General features: G+C 56.3%; 20 protein-coding genes. 15 read left to right on the plus strand and 5 right to left on the minus strand.

Annotated elements, in window-relative coordinates; translation table 11 throughout:
- Window positions 1-10 precede the first annotated feature (10 nt).
- The 12 genes from ABD735_RS02105 (at window position 11) to ABD735_RS02160 (ending at window position 9,135) form a co-directional block, all read left to right on the plus strand.
- Window positions 11-1,255 carry a protein-glutamate methylesterase/protein-glutamine glutaminase gene (locus ABD735_RS02105; protein ID WP_344802801.1) on the plus strand — a complete coding sequence of 415 codons (1,245 nt, stop codon included), beginning with the start codon at window positions 11-13 and terminating at the stop codon, window positions 1,253-1,255.
- 2 nt (window positions 1,256-1,257) lie between these two features.
- A complete protein-coding gene (locus ABD735_RS02110) occupies window positions 1,258-2,013 on the plus strand; it encodes a flagellar motor protein (protein WP_344802803.1) in 756 nt (251 codons plus the stop codon).
- A 9-nt stretch (window positions 2,014-2,022) separates the two neighbouring features.
- The gene (gene motD, locus ABD735_RS02115; protein WP_344802805.1) at window positions 2,023-2,820 is read left to right on the plus strand and encodes a flagellar motor protein MotD; all 798 of its coding nucleotides are present in this window, start codon (window positions 2,023-2,025) and stop codon (window positions 2,818-2,820) included.
- A gap of 33 nt (window positions 2,821-2,853) precedes the next feature.
- Window positions 2,854-3,660 (plus strand): ParA family protein, encoded by an 807-nt coding sequence (locus ABD735_RS02120; protein ID WP_344802807.1) that lies wholly within the window; start codon window positions 2,854-2,856, stop codon window positions 3,658-3,660.
- Window positions 3,657-4,328, plus strand: a complete 672-nt coding sequence (locus tag ABD735_RS02125) for a chemotaxis protein CheW (protein ID WP_344802809.1) — start codon at window positions 3,657-3,659, stop codon at window positions 4,326-4,328. The genes ABD735_RS02120 and ABD735_RS02125 overlap by 4 nt, the downstream gene beginning before the upstream one ends.
- 117 nt (window positions 4,329-4,445) lie before the next feature.
- Window positions 4,446-4,919 carry a chemotaxis protein CheW gene (locus ABD735_RS02130; RefSeq protein WP_344802811.1) on the plus strand — a complete coding sequence of 158 codons (474 nt, stop codon included), beginning with the start codon at window positions 4,446-4,448 and terminating at the stop codon, window positions 4,917-4,919.
- A 22-nt stretch (window positions 4,920-4,941) separates the two neighbouring features.
- The gene (locus ABD735_RS02135; protein ID WP_344802813.1) at window positions 4,942-5,355 is read left to right on the plus strand and encodes a DUF2802 domain-containing protein; all 414 of its coding nucleotides are present in this window, start codon (window positions 4,942-4,944) and stop codon (window positions 5,353-5,355) included.
- Between the two features lie 124 nt (window positions 5,356-5,479).
- Window positions 5,480-5,962: a pyridoxamine 5'-phosphate oxidase family protein gene (locus ABD735_RS02140; RefSeq protein WP_344802815.1), complete on the plus strand. Its 483-nt coding sequence runs from the start codon at window positions 5,480-5,482 to the stop codon at window positions 5,960-5,962.
- Between the two features lie 165 nt (window positions 5,963-6,127).
- Window positions 6,128-6,466, plus strand: coding sequence for a P-II family nitrogen regulator (locus ABD735_RS02145; protein WP_344802817.1), 339 nt, complete (start codon window positions 6,128-6,130; stop codon window positions 6,464-6,466).
- A gap of 143 nt (window positions 6,467-6,609) precedes the next feature.
- The gene (locus ABD735_RS02150) at window positions 6,610-7,857 is read left to right on the plus strand and encodes a hypothetical protein (protein ID WP_344802819.1); all 1,248 of its coding nucleotides are present in this window, start codon (window positions 6,610-6,612) and stop codon (window positions 7,855-7,857) included.
- Between the two features lie 13 nt (window positions 7,858-7,870).
- Window positions 7,871-8,287 carry a type 2 periplasmic-binding domain-containing protein gene (locus tag ABD735_RS02155; protein WP_344802821.1) on the plus strand — a complete coding sequence of 139 codons (417 nt, stop codon included), beginning with the start codon at window positions 7,871-7,873 and terminating at the stop codon, window positions 8,285-8,287.
- A 137-nt stretch (window positions 8,288-8,424) separates the two neighbouring features.
- A complete protein-coding gene (locus ABD735_RS02160) occupies window positions 8,425-9,135 on the plus strand; it encodes an HAD family hydrolase (protein ID WP_344802823.1) in 711 nt (236 codons plus the stop codon).
- Here the strand turns inward: ABD735_RS02160 and ABD735_RS02165 are convergent.
- Complete coding sequence (locus ABD735_RS02165) at window positions 9,127-10,407, minus strand: peptidoglycan DD-metalloendopeptidase family protein (RefSeq protein WP_344802825.1); 1,281 nt, start codon at window positions 10,405-10,407, stop codon at window positions 9,127-9,129. The genes ABD735_RS02160 and ABD735_RS02165 overlap by 9 nt on opposite strands.
- Before the next feature lie 173 nt (window positions 10,408-10,580).
- On the opposite strand from ABD735_RS02165, the gene ABD735_RS02170 reads away from it, so the two are divergent.
- Window positions 10,581-11,666, plus strand: a complete 1,086-nt coding sequence (locus tag ABD735_RS02170) for a 2-oxoadipate dioxygenase/decarboxylase family protein (protein ID WP_344802827.1) — start codon at window positions 10,581-10,583, stop codon at window positions 11,664-11,666.
- Here ABD735_RS02170 and ABD735_RS02175 read toward each other — a convergent pair.
- Genes ABD735_RS02175 through ABD735_RS02185 form a run of 3 tightly spaced genes read right to left on the minus strand, consistent with a single transcriptional unit; the run spans window position 11,647 to window position 14,613 of the window.
- Window positions 11,647-12,423 carry a LutC/YkgG family protein gene (locus ABD735_RS02175; RefSeq protein ID WP_344802829.1) on the minus strand — a complete coding sequence of 259 codons (777 nt, stop codon included), beginning with the start codon at window positions 12,421-12,423 and terminating at the stop codon, window positions 11,647-11,649. The two genes, ABD735_RS02170 and ABD735_RS02175, sit on opposite strands and share 20 nt — an antisense overlap.
- Window positions 12,416-13,834, minus strand: a complete 1,419-nt coding sequence (locus tag ABD735_RS02180; protein WP_344802831.1) for a LutB/LldF family L-lactate oxidation iron-sulfur protein — start codon at window positions 13,832-13,834, stop codon at window positions 12,416-12,418. The genes ABD735_RS02175 and ABD735_RS02180 overlap by 8 nt, the downstream gene beginning before the upstream one ends.
- Entirely contained in the window at window positions 13,831-14,613 is a 783-nt protein-coding gene (locus tag ABD735_RS02185; RefSeq protein WP_344802833.1) for a (Fe-S)-binding protein, read from the minus strand. Before ABD735_RS02185 ends, ABD735_RS02180 begins: the two co-directional genes overlap by 4 nt.
- Window positions 14,614-14,712: 99 nt before the next feature.
- Between ABD735_RS02185 and ABD735_RS02190 the strand changes: the two genes are divergently transcribed.
- Window positions 14,713-16,044 (plus strand): MATE family efflux transporter, encoded by a 1,332-nt coding sequence (locus tag ABD735_RS02190; RefSeq protein WP_344802835.1) that lies wholly within the window; start codon window positions 14,713-14,715, stop codon window positions 16,042-16,044.
- Between the two features lie 6 nt (window positions 16,045-16,050).
- Here the strand turns inward: ABD735_RS02190 and ABD735_RS02195 are convergent, their stop codons facing one another.
- Entirely contained in the window at window positions 16,051-17,487 is a 1,437-nt protein-coding gene (locus tag ABD735_RS02195; RefSeq protein WP_344802837.1) for a flavin-containing monooxygenase, read from the minus strand.
- Between the two features lie 154 nt (window positions 17,488-17,641).
- Here ABD735_RS02195 and ABD735_RS02200 point away from each other — a divergent pair, with 154 nt between their 5' ends.
- Window positions 17,642-18,175 carry a TetR/AcrR family transcriptional regulator gene (locus tag ABD735_RS02200; protein WP_344802839.1) on the plus strand — a complete coding sequence of 178 codons (534 nt, stop codon included), beginning with the start codon at window positions 17,642-17,644 and terminating at the stop codon, window positions 18,173-18,175.
- Window positions 18,176-18,207: the final 32 nt, after the last annotated feature.

Genomic DNA, 18,207 nt, shown 5'->3' on the forward strand with positions numbered 1-18,207 from the left:
GTGGTTTCAGATGGCAGTTAAACTTCTCATATGTGACGACTCAGCCTTCTTCAGAAACCGGCTCAAGAGCCTGTTGAGCCAGGATCCTGATATTCAGGTGGTCGGTATTGCCGAGCACGGGGCCATGGGCGTTGAGATGGCCCGCAATCTGAAGCCCGATGTCATCACCATGGACTATGAGATGCCGGTCATGGATGGTATCTCTGCCGTCAGGCTGATCATGGCCGAACGACCTGTTCCCATTCTCATGTTTTCTTCACTGACCTACGAGGGTGCAAGAGTCACCTTCGACGCCCTCGAAGCGGGTGCGGTAGATTTTCTGCCAAAGAGCTTCGAGGATCTGACTTCCAATTCTGCAAACCTTGCCAAGCTGCTGAGCGTCCGTATCAAGGGGCTGGCCCGCAAAACAGGTCTGGCTGATGGTGCGACTGCAGCCCCACCCGTAAAATCCGGGCGAATTACTGGTACGGCGAGGCCTGCAGCACAAGCCTCGCCTGAACCTGTACCCGTCTCCACCGCTCCCAAAATTGCGCCTTTCAGACCTGCGCCGCCTGCGCACGAGCGTGCCAGCATCACCGAAAGACCAAAGCCAGAACGCGTTCCGGTTGAGCGGGGATCGACCGAACGCGGCCCCTTGGAAAAGAACGGCAGCCTAGATCGCAGCACCTTCGAACGCGCACGGCAGGCTGGTATCGTACTCATCGGCACATCGACAGGTGGACCGATCGCACTGCAGAAAGTCGTGAGTGAGCTCAAGCCGGGGTTCAGTCGTCCCGTGGTGCTGGTGCAGCATATGCCGTCCACTTTCACACCGGCATTCGCCGAACGGCTGAACAAGCTGTCTGCGTTGAGCGTTGCGCAGATCGAGGATGGTCAGGTGCTGAAGAACGGCTGCGTCTACATCGCGCCGGGCGGTATGCAGACCTTTCTCGAGCGCAGCGGATCGCAGGTGATCGCCAGAATCATTGCTGGCGATGAGCGTATCAATTACAAGCCCTGCGTCGACATCACTTTTGGTTCCGCGGCAAAAGCCTTTGACGGCAAAGTGCTGGGCATCGTGCTGACTGGCATGGGGCAGGATGGTCTCGAGGGCGCCAGACTGCTCAAATCCCGCGGCGCCGTGATCATGACCCAGGACGAAGCCAGCTGCGTGATTTATGGCATGCCTCAGGCCGTGGACAGGGCGGGACTTTCGGATTGCTCACTTGACCTGCTCAAGTTCCCCGTTCTCCTGAACCAGATGTTTGCGAGCTGAGCATGCACAGCCGGACGGACGTGCTGAGCATTGTCGGCATTATCATTGCGCTGGTCGCAGTGATTGGCGGCAACTATATTGAAGGTGGTCACCTGGCTGCCCTGGTCAACGCACCGGCTGCCCTTATCGTCATTGGCGGCACCCTCGGTGCAATTGTCATACAGCACTCCGGCAAAGTTCTGAAAAATGCCTGTCGTCAGTTGGTCTGGATCATCAGGCCACCGAAACCGGATTTCACGGTAGGTATCGAGCAAGTTGTCGGCTGGAGCAACATCGCGCGCAAGGAAGGTCTCCTCGGGCTTGAAGGCATCGCCGAATCCGAGCCTGATCCGTTTTCACGCAAGGGGCTTCAGCTACTCGTAGATGGCGCCGAGCCCGAGGTGATCCGCTCGGTACTCGAACTCGAGCTCGACAATTTCGAAAAGGTCGATCTGGATGCTGCAAGGGTGTACGACGCGATGGGCGGCTATGCGCCTACGCTCGGTATCCTGGGCGCGGTTCTGGGGCTCGTCCATGTCATGCAGAATCTGGCAGACCCCTCCAAACTTGGCCCGGGTATAGCGACGGCCTTCGTCGCTACCATTTACGGTGTGGCTTTGGCCAACCTGTTGTTCTTTCCCGTGGCCAGCAAACTCAAGAGTCTGGTACACAGCAAGACCCAATATCGCGAGATGCTGCTCGAAGGCGTCGTTGCGATCGCGGAAGGAGAGAATCCCAGGGCCATTGAAATGAAGCTGCAGAGCTATGAGTCAGCCTAGGTTGGCCCTGTGAGGCGGCAGAGACAGAAGCGTCCCGATCCGCCAGAGAATCATGAGCGCTGGCTGGTGTCGTATGCCGACTTCATTACCTTGTTGTTTGCGTTCTTCGTGGTGATGTATTCGGTCTCATCGGTCAACGATGGCAAGTACAAGATATTGTCGCAGACACTCGATGGCGTGTTCAGTGCCACCCAGCGATCCATCAAGCCTATCCAGATCGGTGAAGAGTCGGCGGCTCAACCCCAGACCGACGTTCCCAATCTGCTGCCTTTCGACCAACCCGACCGCGACGAAGGGACTACACTGCACAGCGATGCAGACGGCCGACTCAAAGACATTTCGAGACGCTTCGAAAGCAAACTGAAAACCCTCATCGGCCAGGGTCTGGTCACAGTCGAGGTGACTGATGAATGGATAGAACTGTCGTTACGGAACAATCTGCTCTTCACCAGCGGTGATGCCTTGCCGGTCAATGCCGCTTTTACCCTGGTTGACAGTATCTCGGAGATTCTCAAGGACTATTCAAACGCGATAGTCGTCGAGGGATTTACCGATAATATTCCCATACGATCAAGCGTTTACCCGTCGAACTGGGAACTATCGGCAGCGCGTGCGGCGGCAATGGCACGCTTGTTGATAATGGGAGGAGTAGGGCCTCAACAGGTTGCCGCAGTCGGTTATGGTGAATATCAGCCCCTGGCCGATAACGAGACGCCGGCAGGGCGGGCCCGTAATCGCCGGGTTGTCATACTCGTTGCAAAATCCGACAAGGTCCGCCAGTTCATCCGTCGCACACCGGCGGAATAGCTCACTCACTCCTGCGGGAAGTGCAGATCACGCATGCAAGTCATTACCATTGCCAATCAAAAGGGCGGTGTAGGCAAGACTACGACCGCTGTTGCCCTCGGTGGGCTGTTGGCCGGGCAGGGCAAGCGAGTGCTGCTCGTGGATCTTGATCCACAGGGCTCGCTCACTTCCTATTTTGGTCATGATCCGGATACGCTTCAGGGCAGCGTGCACGATATCTTCACATCGGTGCTGAATCCCGACGGCCGCCGCGAAGTGCCGGCGGATCTGCCTGCGCAGCTGCTGCGAGATACGACCTGTCCGGGCCTCATGCTGTTACCGGCCTCTACCCTGCAGGCTACGCTGGAGCGAAAGCTCGCTGGCGTCGAAGGCATGGGTCTTGTGCTCAGGAAAGCGCTGGGTCATCTACGCGATGAATTCGATTTCGTTCTGCTTGATAACACTCCGGTGCTCGGGGTATTGCTCATCAATTCACTGGCAGCCTGCGAACGCATTCTGATTCCTGTACAAACCGAGTTTCTTGCGCTCATGGGCCTCGAACGGATGCTGCATACCCTGACCATGGTCATGCGAAGTCAGAAAAGGTTGCTGCCCTATATCATCGTGCCTACCATGTTCGACCGAAGGACAGGCGCCTCGATCAAGAGTCTCCGTCGAATCAAGCATGATTATCCCGAGACGGCGTGGCGTTATGCCATCCCGATCGATACCCGCTTCAGGGACGCCAGTCAGGCGGGTCTCGTGCCATCGCTGTTTGACCCATCGACACATGGCGTCAAGGCTTATACCCGGCTGCTGCAGGACCTTATCGGCACTATCGAAGACACTGGGCTGACATGAGCCGTCAACACCGCGATGCGGAGCTGATGGACTACCTGGCGGACCTGTTGACGGTCGAGCCAGAGGCCCCGGAAGCGGACGCGCCGGCACCAGTCTTGCCAGATCGCACCCCGGTTCAGGCGACATCTGAAAAAGCCGAATCATTGCCCGCGGTTCATGTGAGCTCCGACAAGCCATCGGTCGATTATGCTGGCCTGCCGTCCGCTTTCGACAGCCTGCTGTTTCGTGTTGGGCCTTTCAAACTCGCCTTGCCGCTTCTCGGCATCAGCAGTGTGCATAACTACGGTGATGCCTTACATGAGTTGCCTGGTATGGTGAGCTGGATACTCGGCGTCGTGCAGATGCCCAGGGAGCGACTCTGCGTTGTCGACATGCTCAGCCTGTTTTCAGGGAGCGCTGGCCACCAGCGTGCAGCGGTGCCCGAACCGATTCAGCGACTGGTCGTATTGTATGGGAGTCGCTGGGCGCTTGCCTGTCATGAGATCATTGAGGTTCGCCAGCTGAAGCGGGCCGATATCCGGTGGCGCAAACCAGGCGCCTCCTCATCGCGCTCCTGGTGCATCGGCACCTTGGCCAGTGACCTTTGCATTCTCGTTGACCCCAAGCAGTTGCACCGTTATCTCGACCAGCTGCTGCAGTCATCGGCAGGCAATGGTCACACTGACTGAAGCCAGCCGCGGGCTCTGGCATTTGGCCTTCGATGATCTATGCTCAATGCAGACATTCCAGGATTTTCCGCAGGCTGTGCGCGCCACGAACAGCTGCCAGACAAAGAGGACTACACTATGGCATCCAGCAGCGGACAGGCCAAAGCTTCAGACGATCCGGTACTGCAATACGTTACCTTCAGGTTGGATCATGAGACCTACGGCATCAATGTGATGCAGATTCAGGAGGTTCTTCGGTATACCGAAATTGCCCCCGTACCTGGGTCTCCTTCCTATGTCATGGGCATCATCAACCTGCGTGGTAACGTCGTCACTGTCATAGACACGCGCCAGCGCTTCGGACTGTCCCAGTCGGAAGTCTCCGACAGCAGTCGCATCGTAGTCATCGAGGTTGATTCTCAAGTCATGGGCATACTCGTCGACTCGGTCGCTGAGGTCGTCTACCTGAGGCAGTCAGAGATTGAATCAGCGCCGAATGTGGGCAACGAAGAGAGCGCCAAGTTCATTCACGGCGTCTGCAACAAGAATGGCGAGCTGATCATTCTCGTCGAGTTCGAAAAGTTGATGCTGGATGAAGAATGGGGCGGCTAGGTTTTCCCGTCAGGTCGCCTGAATGAGCGAATTACTGCTTCGACATCAGTTCAGCGTTCTGCTCGTCATCTCGATCATTGCCATCGTCGCCATTGGTTTTTCAATTCTGACACTGGCTTATCTGGTTCGTGTGCGCAGGGATTGTCAGCGTCTGCAATCCCAGGTCGAGGTGCAGCAGGAAAAACTGCAGATTCTTGCTGAAGGCGAGCGAGGGGTTGGCCGGCGCGTTGTCATGCTCAGTCAGCGCTTGCAGAAGAGTGAGCAGTCGCAACAGTCGGTGAACCACGCGTCCACCGATGGGCAATTCGACCTCGCTGAAGCGGAAAAGCTCGTTAATGCCGGGGCCACCGCCGATGATCTGGTCAGGACCTGCCATCTCTCACCCGCCGATGCCGAATTGCTGATTGCGCTGCGCCGCACAGAGCGCCGAATCTAGGGCCCTTCAACTGAGACTTATGGTCGGGTAGCGCAATTCCCGGTCTTCTGCGTACTCATACAGTGAGATGCGGCAAAGCTTGTCTGAAAGCCCCCGCAAAAGACTGAATACAAGGAGACCCTTTATGCTTTCAAAAGACGAAACCGCTAAGCTGTGGAAAATGATCGAGCCCGTCGGTACAGGGATGCTGGCCAACTGGAACGGTGATTTTCTTCAAAGCCGTCCGATGCAACTGGTGCAGGACGAATTCAACGGTTCGCTTTATTTTTTCACCCACAGATCTGATACCAAGGTTGATGAGATTCTGCACAATCGCGAAGTCAACGTCGCGTTCAGTGATCCCTCGAAGAAGACCTTCGTGTCGGTATCAGGTGTGGCGACGCTCGTGACCGATCAGAGCACGATCGATACCTACTGGAACGATGTTGTATCTGCCTGGTTTCCTGAAGGCAAGAACAGCCAGGATGTGGCGCTGCTGAAGATTGATACTTATCTTGCGCAATACTGGGATTCACCTTCGAGCAAGCTCGTGCAGCTTTTCAAGATCACCAAGGCAAATATCAAGGATGAAACGCCTAATATGGGTGAGAATAAGAAGCTGGGCTGATATATTACAGTACGGGGACCCGCTCCAGAGCGCGGGGCCCCTGACGGCAGCGTCCAGCCATGGGCTATACTGCGGTCAGAGGCCATGATCAATGTGAAATCTTTTAAGCACCTCTCGGGGTTGACCAGGCACTTCATTTAATTCTGATCAAGAGCATTACGTACCATGAAAATGATCATTGCTGTCATTAAACCGTTCAAGCTGGATGATGTCCGAACCAATCTCTCGGAAATCGGTGTCAATGGCCTGACTGTCGAAGAGGTCAAAGGCTTCGGACGGCAAAAGGGCCACACAGAGCTTTACCGCGGCGCAGAATACGTCGTTGATTTTCTGCCCAAGCTCAAGCTGATGATTGCCGTCGACGATAATCAGGTCGACACAGCCATCGACGCGATCACGAAGGCGGCCAACACAGGCAAGATTGGAGACGGAAAGATTTTCGTCCAGTCGCTTGATCAGGTCGTCAGAATCAGAACGGGCGAGACGGGTGTAGACGCGCTGTAGGCGCGTCACCAAGACATTACACAGCGGTTATCTTGCTGCTAAACCGCTGATTTAAATGCCGGATTTTTTCATCTCTTTAGTTGACTAGCGGCTGTTCCATGGCTATACCTTGAGTTGTATCTCTACAACCTCAAGGGTATGCGATGAAACTACCTGCATTTTCACTGTGCGTCGGGTTGGTAATGCCATTTACCGCTCATGCGCTTGATGTCAACTCTATTGACATCAACGGTTTCGGCTCGATCATTGGCAGCATGACCAGTGACGAGGATGAAAACCTCTACGGCATCGATGACGAATTCGATTTTCAGAACGAATCGCGCTTCGCAGTTCAGGTCAGCTCTCGTCTGAGTGAAAAGTGGTCGGCCACGGCTCAGATTCTGGCGCGTGGTGAAGATCAGTACGATCCAACCTTTGAATGGGCCTATCTATCTTATGAAGCCACTTCGAACCTCAAGCTGTTCTTCGGGCGCCAACGCTTCAAGCAGTACAAATATTCCGGCTACGTGGATGTCGGTTATGCTTATCCATGGCTGAGACTGCCGCAGGGCGTATACTCGGTACCGTTCTCCTCCGGCGACGGCGTCGGTGCAGCGTATCAGACCTATGCTGGGGATCTCGAAGTCAATCTTCAGTACAACATCCTCGGTTCGACAATCGATGATTTCGTTCCTTCTACCGGAGGTAACCCATCGACGATAGACATTCAGTTGAGCCATATTCTTTCGCTCGATTTCAACTTTCAGCAATTCAACTTTGGCGCGAACTTCGCCTACATTCCTGAACTCTCGTACGACATTCTAGGGGCAGACCCCCGTCTACAGGGCGTGTTCGGCCAAAATCAGGCTGGTCAGGACGCACTGGACGGTCTGGTGGCCCAGGGTCTGATCAGCGGCGCCATCGCGAATGACGTTCGTGATCTTAAGAACGACGATATCGAGGTGTTCACCTGGGATTTGTATGCTGGTTGGGATAATGGCGATGTGTTCGTCCTTGCCGAGTACAGCGATCAGAACTTCAGCGAATCAAGTCTTGCGGATCAGGAATCCTGGTATTTCACCGGCGGTTACAGATTCGGTCAATATACCTTCCACGCTACCTATGGCCAGGACAAGAACGACGCCAGCACTGATGCTGCTGACCAGTTGGCCTCTGCTGTAAACGCGGCGGTGCCGCCAGGATTCCAGCCAGACAGCCTGGTGGGTCTCGTTGCGGGGGTCAATGCGCTTCAGAACGCTCAGGTAGAAGACAGTGAGTTCTACATCTTCGGCGTCAGATATGACTTCGATGCCGCCGTTGCCCTGAAGGCGGACTACACCACGGTGATGGATGACGACAATCCACAGCGCGAGGCAGAAATTTTTGCCGTCGGCCTTGACTTTGTATTCTAACGGGGTGTTGACAATGAGAGCTATTCAAGTACTGACTACCCTGTGTCTGACGACTTTTGCTGCCGTGTCTTTTGCTGAAGTGTCTGTGATTGTTCATCCGTCGAACTCAGCGACTGTTGATGCCACAGCCATCGAGCGAATATTCCTTGGCAAGGAAAAGTCCTTCAGCAACGGCGCGAAGGCTGTTCCGGTAAACCTGGAGTCTTCTGCTGCGGAACGCGAAGAATTCGAGACGAAAGTGCTCGACAAGAGTTCGTCGCAGCTCAAGGCCTACTGGTCGAAACTGATCTTCACAGGCAAAGGCACTCAACCGTCCGAAGCCACTGTGAGTGAGATGATCGAGCTGGTATCCAGCAATCCCAACATCATTGGTTATGTACCAAGCAGTGCCGTGACCGACGCTGTAAAGGTTGTGCATACTGCGCAGTAAATAATGCGCTGATGAATCAAAGGCTGCCTCGGCAGCCTTTTTTTATGCGTCTGCAAAAGCACTCACGACGTATCAACTGCTGGGCTGACTCCATTCATATTCCTTATCGGAGTCACTACTCCACCTTACGGGCATACATGACTTCCTTTACTGACTTTCACAATATCCGATTGCTGACCTTCGACCTGGATAATACGCTGTGGGATGTGTGGCCGGTTATCGACCGCGCCAATCTGGCGTTCAGAACCTGGCTGGAAGCAACCCACCCAGAATTGCACCCGCTGTATCATGATGATGCCGTGCAACTAGCACGCACTGCAATTCTGGAAGAGGACCCCTCCCTTGGTCGGCAGCCTTCCCGTTTCAGGCGTAAACTGATGCAGCAAGTACTGGCACCCGCTTCACTCAGCCCAAAAATGCTGGATGAGGTGACCGAAGCCGGTTTTGAAGTGTTCTTCGCTGAGCGCAACCGCATCGATCTTTTCCCCTTTGCCCGTGAAGTGCTCGAGTCACTCAGCCGTCAATATGAAATCATCGCCATTAGCAACGGCAATGCTGATCTCGAGCGGGTAGGGCTGAAGCAGTACTTCAAGGGACATCTGATTGCCGAACAGACCATGCGGCCGAAGCCTGAGCCTTATATGTTCGAAGAAGCCTTGCGCATGGCAGGCGTCGAAGCTCACGAAGGTCTTCATATCGGCGATCATGCAGAAGAGGATGTCGATGCGGCTCTGGCAGTAGGCATGAAGGCGATCTGGTTCAATCCTGAAGGCGCCCCCCGCGAGGACGACGTGCCGGTGGTCAGAGATCTCTCCACATTGCATCAATTGCTCGACCGCTCATCCTGAGTCCGTTTCAGGCCTTGCGCTCACTGGCGCCCTGAGAAACTCCCCGGACACGTAGCCAGTACTGCCTTCCAGGGTTCGTACGCGATACCAGGCGCCTGCTCTGGCTACAATGGCGACCCGTTGTCCAGCGATGAGTTGTTCAAGCATGGGGTCGGCTGTGGAGGGGCCAGCGCGGACGTTGAGTCGTGCAGCATCCACTTCGAGAATTGGCGCCGGCTGCGGGCTATTGTCGGTGAGTTCAGGTCGGCTATTACTACGCAGGCTGATCATCGGCAGAGGATCTACCGGTCCACTGAATGTCGCATAAACGCCAAAATGCAGGTGGGGCGGTGTGAGCCGGGCATTGCCGGTGTTTCCCACGGTGCCAATTACATCGCCCGCTTTGAGCCGGTCACCAGCCGCAACAGAAATACTGTCCAGGTGGGCGTAGTAATAACGATGACCCTGACTGGCTGATCGCTGCCAGACATGCAGGCCACCTAGAGGCGTATCCCCAGTCCGGGCTACCGTTCCATCGGCTACGGCAAGCACTGCAGTGCCCCGCGGTGCGAAGATATCGACACCGTGATGGGCACGGCGCCCACCATCACGCGGCGCACCGAAAAAGCTTCTCACGGCGGTGTTGTCTCTCTCAAACACCGGGAAGGCAAGAGCAGAGCGAACGCTGATCGTGATATTGAAGCGACCCGCAGCCAGAAGCTCAGGCTGTATCAGTAGGGTGTACTCACCGTCCGCGTCCACCTGCCAGAAGGCCCGATCGATTTGCGATTCATCAGCTTCGCTATGATCGATCTCATTTCCCTCGGATTCTGAGCCCTCATCGTGGGGCTTGAGCCAGGCATGAGGTTCTGCCTGAGGATCCGAATAGACTTCATGGAAAACTTTTCCCTGGCTGCCTGCGGTAGACTGATCCAGGGGATTAATCAGGGATGGTGGGACTTCGCCATTCGCAGCGTTGAGCGCATCATACGGCAAGCTCTGAACCATGACGTGAAGAAACTGATCTTCAAGCAGGCTGACTCGATAGGCGAGCGCACGTGGTGTCGCCTGTTCGACCCAGATGGTCTCGCTCACCGGTAATGCCAGTCTGGCCGGCGCATTGAGCGCTGAACGAGCCGCCGTCTGCCATTCATCTACGAGTCGAGTTTGCAGAAGGCCGCCATTTTCAAGCCCCGCCAGATAGTGTTCACGAGGTGAGCTACGTTGAAGGTCTGGAACAGAGCAGGCTGACAGCGCCGCCCATGCCAGCGTTAGGAGAGCGGGTCGAAGCATAGGCGATCTCGGGAAGATTGAAGCATACTCTTTTACTTACGAAGCGAAGGTCTTTGTAGACGAACTCAGGCTTCAGCTGGCGATTACAGCTTGTTCAGGATGCACCAATGATTCAAGAGGCGTAGCATGGACCTCAAGACAAATTGTGTATTTCCCCGATAGAGGAGTGAACCATGAGGCAAGAGCAAGCGTCATCGACGGATGAATCCGGCGAGCAGACCACCTTTCGCCAGCAGCTTCGCGAATTGTTGAAGAACGGACTTGGCTGGGACGACTCGACGCTGGATACAATTATCAACGGTGTTCAGCACCCGAGTCCGCTTGCGTCGTCGGAACGTGACGGTATCCACCGCAGCTTGATTGCTCATGCGATGAATCTTGCGCTTTTGCATCGTCTGCTCGAGCGAGTACCCGACGGCGCTGCCTACGTTCGAGAAAAGTGGCAGGGAGGCGGCAAGGTCATGCTCGACCACGGCGCTCTGCGCACAGTGCGGTATCAGCGTCATCATGAAGCTGGGCTGCCATCAGGTCACCTGGCTTTCAAGCGGATCCTCGAGCCGCTGGGGTACCACCTGGCCGGCGAGTACCCGCTCGAGAAAATCAGAATGTGTGGCTTCGTATACGCCTCTGAGGATCTGCCCGACAGTCTGTCGCAGTTCTTCGTCAGTGAGCTTTACCCGGAACAGTTTTCAGAGCAATTCCAGGCTGTTGTGACCACCATTCTGGGTACTGAGCAGGATCCGCTCAGCTCAGATGATGATAGCCTCCTGGAGCAATTATCCGAGCACCATGTGCTGCCAATGAACGACGCGGTCAAACTGTTGCCAAAACTGGTGGGCTGTTTCGAGCGGTATCACGAATTGCCCAGCCTCGAGGATTATCATCTGCTGAAGACCGAGTCCCGTGAGATGGCATGGATCAGCACCGAAGGCAACGTTTTCAATCATGCCACCGACCGCGTAGATGACATCAAGGCGGTAGAGGCAGTACAGCGCGAAAAAGGCCGGGCGATCAAGCCGGAGATCGAAGTGGCCCGTCACGCCAAGGTTCAGCAGACGGCATTTCACGCGGCGCCGGTATCACGGCCGATGACTTCGGTGGAACAGGCGCAACCGAGTGAGGATGCGCTCTGGGTACCCGGCTCCTTTTTCGAGTTCATTCAGCGCGGCGAAATCGTGGATAACGAGGGCAGGCGTTCACTGGATTTACGCTTCGATAGTTCCAACGCTCAGGGTATCTTCAGGATGACGTCGAGCTGAACTGCGCCAGGTCATCGATCAGCATGACGATCAGCCGCTTTGGTCCGTGAGCACCATAGGCCAGCGTCTGCTGAATGTCTGCGGTCTTCGATGGTCCCGATACGAAGATGATATTCGCTGGGAGCGGCCGCTGGCGAAAGACAGCGTTTGTGGCCATACACTCGGCCATGTTCGACTGAATCGCAGAGTAGCGAAGGGTAACAGCGTGCACCGGCGGTACCAGTGACAGCAGTCTTGGCTGAGTGGGCGAACTGAATAGAAGCAGTGTCCCTGTGTCAGCAATGCCCGCTGTTGCATGGCTCAGGCCAGCATCGATATTGTGGAACAGTGCTGCCTTGTCAGGCCATTGTCTGGTCCCTGCCTGATCTGCTGGCAAAGGATACTCGCCTGAATAATGCCTCAGCTTCAGCGCCCCTGGCTGCCTGTCGCCAATGTAAGTGCTGAACATCCGACCGGCCTCACAAGCGGGATGGCATAACCAGGTTCGGAGCTGCTCTGCCTGCGCCAGGGTCGCCAGCGTATGGGGCCAATCGTCTTCACGCACATGTAGGACTTCAGCGTGTGAGGCTAACAAGGCATCAGCCAGCTGAGAGACCAGCTGACGCTGCTGTTTCGCACTGCGTGGGCGCGCGCTCGAATCTGATTCTGAAGCACTTGGTGTCATCGGCAGATTGTCCGCTGGTGCGGTCTCTGGCTGCGCTGTCGTGAGGCGATCGAGAATCCGTTCGCGCGCGCTCTGTTGCTCTGAGTCAGACATGCCTGTCCTTCATGAGTTCGTTGAGACTGCGAGGCGCCGGTTTCGGTTGCGTCCTCACGCTCGACCATGAGCCAATTCTTCGAGGTATCAGGGCTCTCGCACGAGTGACGAATAGTCGGATGAGACTATATAGCCGAGGGCTACTAGCTGCCAGGGTCCAGGCCCTCCAAAGGCCGGCTTCAAACCAGGAACGTCCACGACCGCTGCCCGGTACCGCATCGGCATCAGCCTGTTCATCAGGCGTGTGACGTTTACGCTCGCGCAGCCGGCGAATGAGACCGGGCAGGGGGATGCCTACCGGGCAGACCTCGCCGCAGGCGCCGTTGAGCGTGCAGGCTTCGACTATTTCGCCGTGCTGCGCCAGGCCTTCAAGCTGGGGTGCAACGACCTGACCAATCGGCCCGGGGTAGACGCTCCCATAAGCATGGCCACCTATTCGGGTATAGACCGGGCAATGATTCATGCACGCGCCGCAGCGAATGCACAATAAAGTTTCGCGAAGCTCTGGATCACGGTGAATCCGGCTACGACCGTTGTCCAGCAGTATGAGGTGCACTGCGGCCGGGCCATCCAGGTCACCGGGCTGACGAGGTGAAGAGATCAGGTTGACGTAGGTGGTGATCTTCTGTCCGGTCGCTGATCGGGTCAACAGGCTCAGCAAGGTTGGAAGGTCCTCAAGGCGTGGAATCACCTTTTCAATGCCGCATATCGCAATGTGAGTGTTCGGAACCGTTGTAGACATGCGGCCGTTGCCTTCGTTTTCGACCAGGCACAGCGTACCCGTCTCGGCCACGGCGAAATTCACGCCCGAAATGCCGATGTCGGCGGCTTCAAATTTCTCACGAAGCACTGCCCGTCCAGCGCCAATGAGTTCATCGACGTTCTCGGTGTATCGATGGCCTTCGATGCGTTCGGCAAAGAGCTCTGCAATGGCTACCTTGCTCTTGTGGATGGCCGGCATGATGATGTGCGAAGGCGTCTCGCCGGCGAGCTGAACGATATATTCGCCCATGTCCGATTCCAGGCACTCGTAACCGCGCTCGATAAGAAAATGATTGAGGCCAATCTCTTCGCTGGCCATTGATTTACCTTTGATGAAGCTGCGTGCCTGCCGGTCTTTCGCTATGCCCTCGACGATCTCGCAGGCCTGGGCCGAGTCCTCTGCCCAGTGCACCTGAATGCCATTGGCCAGGCAGCGCTTTTCCAGCGCCACCAGCAAATCTGGCAATTGATCGAGGGCTTCCTCACGGATGGCGCGCCCACGGGCGGCGAGTGCCTCGAACTCGTCCCGTGAAGGTATGACACTACTACGCTTGTTGCGCAGGAAATCCATGGCATTGCGGAACTCTGTAGTCAGCTTCACGTCGTTCAAGGTGACGGCGGCACGATCCTGAAAGTCGGTATGGCTCATGAGGTACGCTGCCAGATGAAAGTGGCGATGTGCTGACTTTCAATATCACTGTTCTGGCGCTGTAGCATGCCGTCGATGTTCATCAGACAGCCCTGGTCCCCGCCAACAAGGCGCTTGCAGCCACTGGCTTCAATGTTGGCGCATTTATCGCGAGTGAGCGCGGCGGACAGCGCCGGCTGCTTGACGGCAAAGGTGCCACCGAAGCCGCAGCAGTCGCTGGCGCGATCCGGCTCCTGCAGATGGACCTTATTCAATTGTCCGAGCAGTGCGAGCGTCTGATCATGGGCGGACAGCGAGCGTCTCAGACTGCAGGAAGAATGCAGAATCACGGCTTCTTCAGCGCCCTGATCACAGAGCTGCACCTGAAGCACATCAACCATGAATTCAGCCAGTTCATATACTCGACTAGCCAGATCGAGCGCCGCTTCGTATTCGGGCTCGTGACGGAACAGGTCCGGATAATCCTTCCGGAACATGGCGGCGCAGGAGCCCGAGGGGATAACGAGGGGGATGGGCTTCTGAAACAGTGCAAGCTGGCTTCTCGCGACTGCCAGTGCTTCGCGTCGGTAACCGCTGTTGAAGGCAGGCTGACCACAGCAGGTTTGCGCCTGCGGGTACAGCACCTTCAAGCCTTCTCGTTCGAGCAGGCGTACTGCATCGATGCCAGCCTGCGGCAGAAACAGGTCGATGAGGCAGGTGCCATAGAAGTAGATCTCCTGCGAGTCTTTCCTCTGGTGTTCTGCCGCGTTACCTTTCGTTATTCTGGTTGAGGTGGTCATGGTATGCATTCCTTCTGCGATCATTCTGCTGCTACACTGCCGTGCCAACTGCAGTGTACTCCGAGCAGCGCGAGGAGACGACATCACATCCGGACCAAGATGAGCAACCCACCGGGCTACGGCCGCCTTGTGTTATCTGCAGCCCCGATTATCGCGGCGAACTGTGCTGTGCCCCTGCTCGGGCTGGCCGATACGGCCATTATTGGCCATTACGCAGGCGTTGCTGATCTTGGCGCTGTAGCCCTCGGCTCTCTCATTTTCAGTTTTGTCTACTGGGCGTTCGGCTTCCTGCGGATGACCACGACGGGCTTTGTGAGCCAGTGCTGGGATGATCAGACTGCCGACCGGGTGCTAGCGGTGGTCGGCAGAGCCGCGGTCATCGCACTGGTGATCGCCAGCGGTATTCTGTTAACCCAGGCGCTGATCAGCTGGCTGGCCTTCACGGCCTTTACTGCCAGCGACGCGGTTGAAGGTCTGGCGGCGGTCTACTTTGACATCAGAGTCTGGGGCGCCCCTGCCACATTGCTGACCTATGTCTGTTTCGGCGTTTTGATCGGCGCCGGCCGCACATCTGCGCTGCTCTGGCTCCAACTGCTGCTAAACGGCCTGAACATTCTGCTCGACTTTATCTTTGCTGCCCATTTTCAGATGGGCGTGGCCGGAATCGCCCTCGGGACCATAGTGGCCGAGTACGTCACTGTGATCGTTGCCATCATATATCTGGCTACTGTGCTGGGACGGCGACCAGTCAATATGACACCCGACTTCGTCTGGGTGAAAAAAGTCATACTGGCCCCCGCTGCGCTGCTTGCCCTGATGCAGGCCAATGGCAATGTCATGATCAGAACCGTGATGCTCTTACTGGCCTTCGCCTGGTTCACCAATATCAGCGCCAGCTTCGGGGATGAAGTTCTGGCAGCCAACCATGTTCTGTTGCAGTTCATCGCCTTCAGTGCATTCTTTCTTGACGGCTTTGCCTTCGTGACCGAAAGCTTTGTTGGCCGGGCCCGTGGGCAGGGCGATCTGACCTTGGCGAAACAGGTGAGCTGGCGCTGCTTCCGACTTGCGGCAGTGACTGGTGTTTTTCTGGCGTCAGGGCTGGCGCTGGGCGGTGACATGGCAGTCGGGCTGCTGACCGATCTGCCTGCGGTATTGAGGCAGACCAACGAAAGTCTGCACTGGGCTGTAGCCTACATTGCCTGTTCGTCGGCGGCCTTTCACCTCGATGGGGTCTTCATCGGTGCGACCGCTACCAGGGGTATGCGCAATGCAGCCATCGTGTCCACGGTAGCGTTCTTCATCCTGGCGCTGATACTGGGGGGCGGTTTCGGCAATGACGGCCTGTGGGCGGCCTTCGTGGCCTTCGTGATAGCTCGAGCGGTCTGTCTGGCCTTTCTACTCAGACGCGATGGCCTGGCACAGTTGACCTAGCCTGGGCTAGATTTCGGTGAGCACGTCGCCGGTGCTGGCTTCGGGCTGAGCTGGTGATGAAAGTAGCGCCCGCCAGCCCATCAGCTTGCGCAGTCGCCTAAGCTGGGCAAGATAGCTTGGCTTGTGGACATAATTGATGTGCCGCCGGCTTTTCAGCAGCTTGCGATTACCGCGAGTATCCGGTCGAAGATGCATGAGTTGCTCCAGCTGTTGTGCATTGACAGAGCCCGAGGCCTTGTCCTGAAGATAGTGTGCTATCACCTCTGCACAGGCTTCGAAAACGGGCAGGGCACCGTTATCGATTTCCATCATCCCCATCACAATGAGTGTGGGCTGTTCGGCATTGAACATGTGCAAGTACAGATCTGGCTTGCCATCCTTCTTCGGCAGCAGATCGTCGAGCAGAAAGGGCAGGCGCTCTTCGTAGCCGGTAGCGCAGATAACGGTGTCGAATATACCGCTACTGCCGTCACTGAAGTTGACGCGTTTGCCACTCATGGACACGACATCGCCACGGACTTTCAGATCGCCATGGGCGCAATGGTGTAAAATCTGGCTGTTCACCACAGGGTGGGTCTCCAGCACACCGTGGTCAGGTTTCGGCAGGCCAAACTGCTCAGGGCTGCCGAGCGTTCTGCGCAGTACGCTGGACATCATGAGCTGCTGTAGGCGAAAGGGAAGCCACGTGGGAAAGTGATCTGCCACTACAGTTGTCGGTATGCCAAACAGATATTTCGGTAGAAAGTGATAGCCTCGGCGAACAATGATCGTGGCCTGGGCAGCGTGAATTGCGGCGTCGCAGGCGATATCCGCGCCTGAGTTGCCACCACCAACCACCAGAACCCGTTGCCCCGCGAGTGAGGTGCCATCACAGTATTCGCGCGAGTGCATGATTCGACACTGGTTGGTCGCATCTGCCTGCGCCTTACGCGCAAAGTCCGGCATGACCGGGTCCCAGTACATGCCTGTCGTACAGATAACGGCATCGAAAATGAACCTCCGGCCAGTATGAGTCTCTACACTCCAGCGCGCTCCCTCAGGCTTTACGGCGCTGACGGTCGTATTGAAGGTCGCTGAATCATAGAGTCTGTGCTGTCGCGCATAGCTCCTGAGATAGGCCAGCACCTGCCGGTGCGACGGATAATCCGGCAGGCGCTCGTCCATCGGCTGATCGCTGAACGACGAAGACGCCCTCGAGGAAATCAGGTGCGCCGATTCATACATGGGAGAGTCGGGGGCCATGATGTCCCATACACCCCCGAAATCCGTATGCCGCTCGAAAATATGGTAATCCAGGCGAGCTTCTTTCAGGCACTTTGCCACTGCAATACCAGCAGCTCCAGCGCCGATTATCGCTACCGAGAACTGCTCCTGCATGGCAGAATGAGGGAAATTCGCAAGCGCTTCAGAGGCTTGCGTGTCAGTACTGTGGCTATTCATCATCAGGTAGCCATGGGAAGGGCGAGCGATACCATCATTTCAAATGCCTTAATATGATCGATGATCATTTTTGAAATGATATGATTAAAGCTGCTTATACGCAAAATAATCAGGAACGATCGAAGCGTGCGGGCGTCATTTTCACGAGGGAGAGCCGATGGGTCGTTCAGGCGAAGGGCGGAAGCCGGTGCAACAACGGAGCCAGGCGAGGGTGGAGGCCATACTTGCCGTGTCCACCATGCTGCTCATCGAACGCGGCACTGAAGGCCTGGTCATGCGGGATATCGCTCGTCGGGCGAAGGTGCAGATCGGTTCGCTCTATCAATATTTCCCCAACAAGGCGTCCATACTCAAGGGGCTTGGCGAGCAATTCAACAAGCGCTTCGAAGCCAGGCTATTCGAAGCCTGGCAAGGTTGCATGCAAAACCGTAGCCCGCTGCCTGTAGCTGTCGATCGAACCGTCGATGCAGCCTTCCATTTCTACCGCGAAGAGCCAGGGTTCCCAGCACTGTGGGCCGGCTTTCAGTCTGAGCCAGCGCTCAGTCAGCTGGATCGGGACGATACCCTCCATACGCCAGTATATTCTCAGCTACGATGGCTGTGCGTTATCCACAACTGGATCGACAGCACTTGCTGGCGGTCGGTGTGCTGTTGTGTGAAGCGGCCGGAAGCGCCCTCCGATTTGCCGTAAATACCGAAGAACCGATGCGCACTACATTGGTC

It is taken from the genome of Allohahella marinimesophila (genome assembly GCF_039538005.1).
GTDB lineage: Bacteria > Pseudomonadota > Gammaproteobacteria > Pseudomonadales > Oleiphilaceae > Allohahella > Allohahella marinimesophila.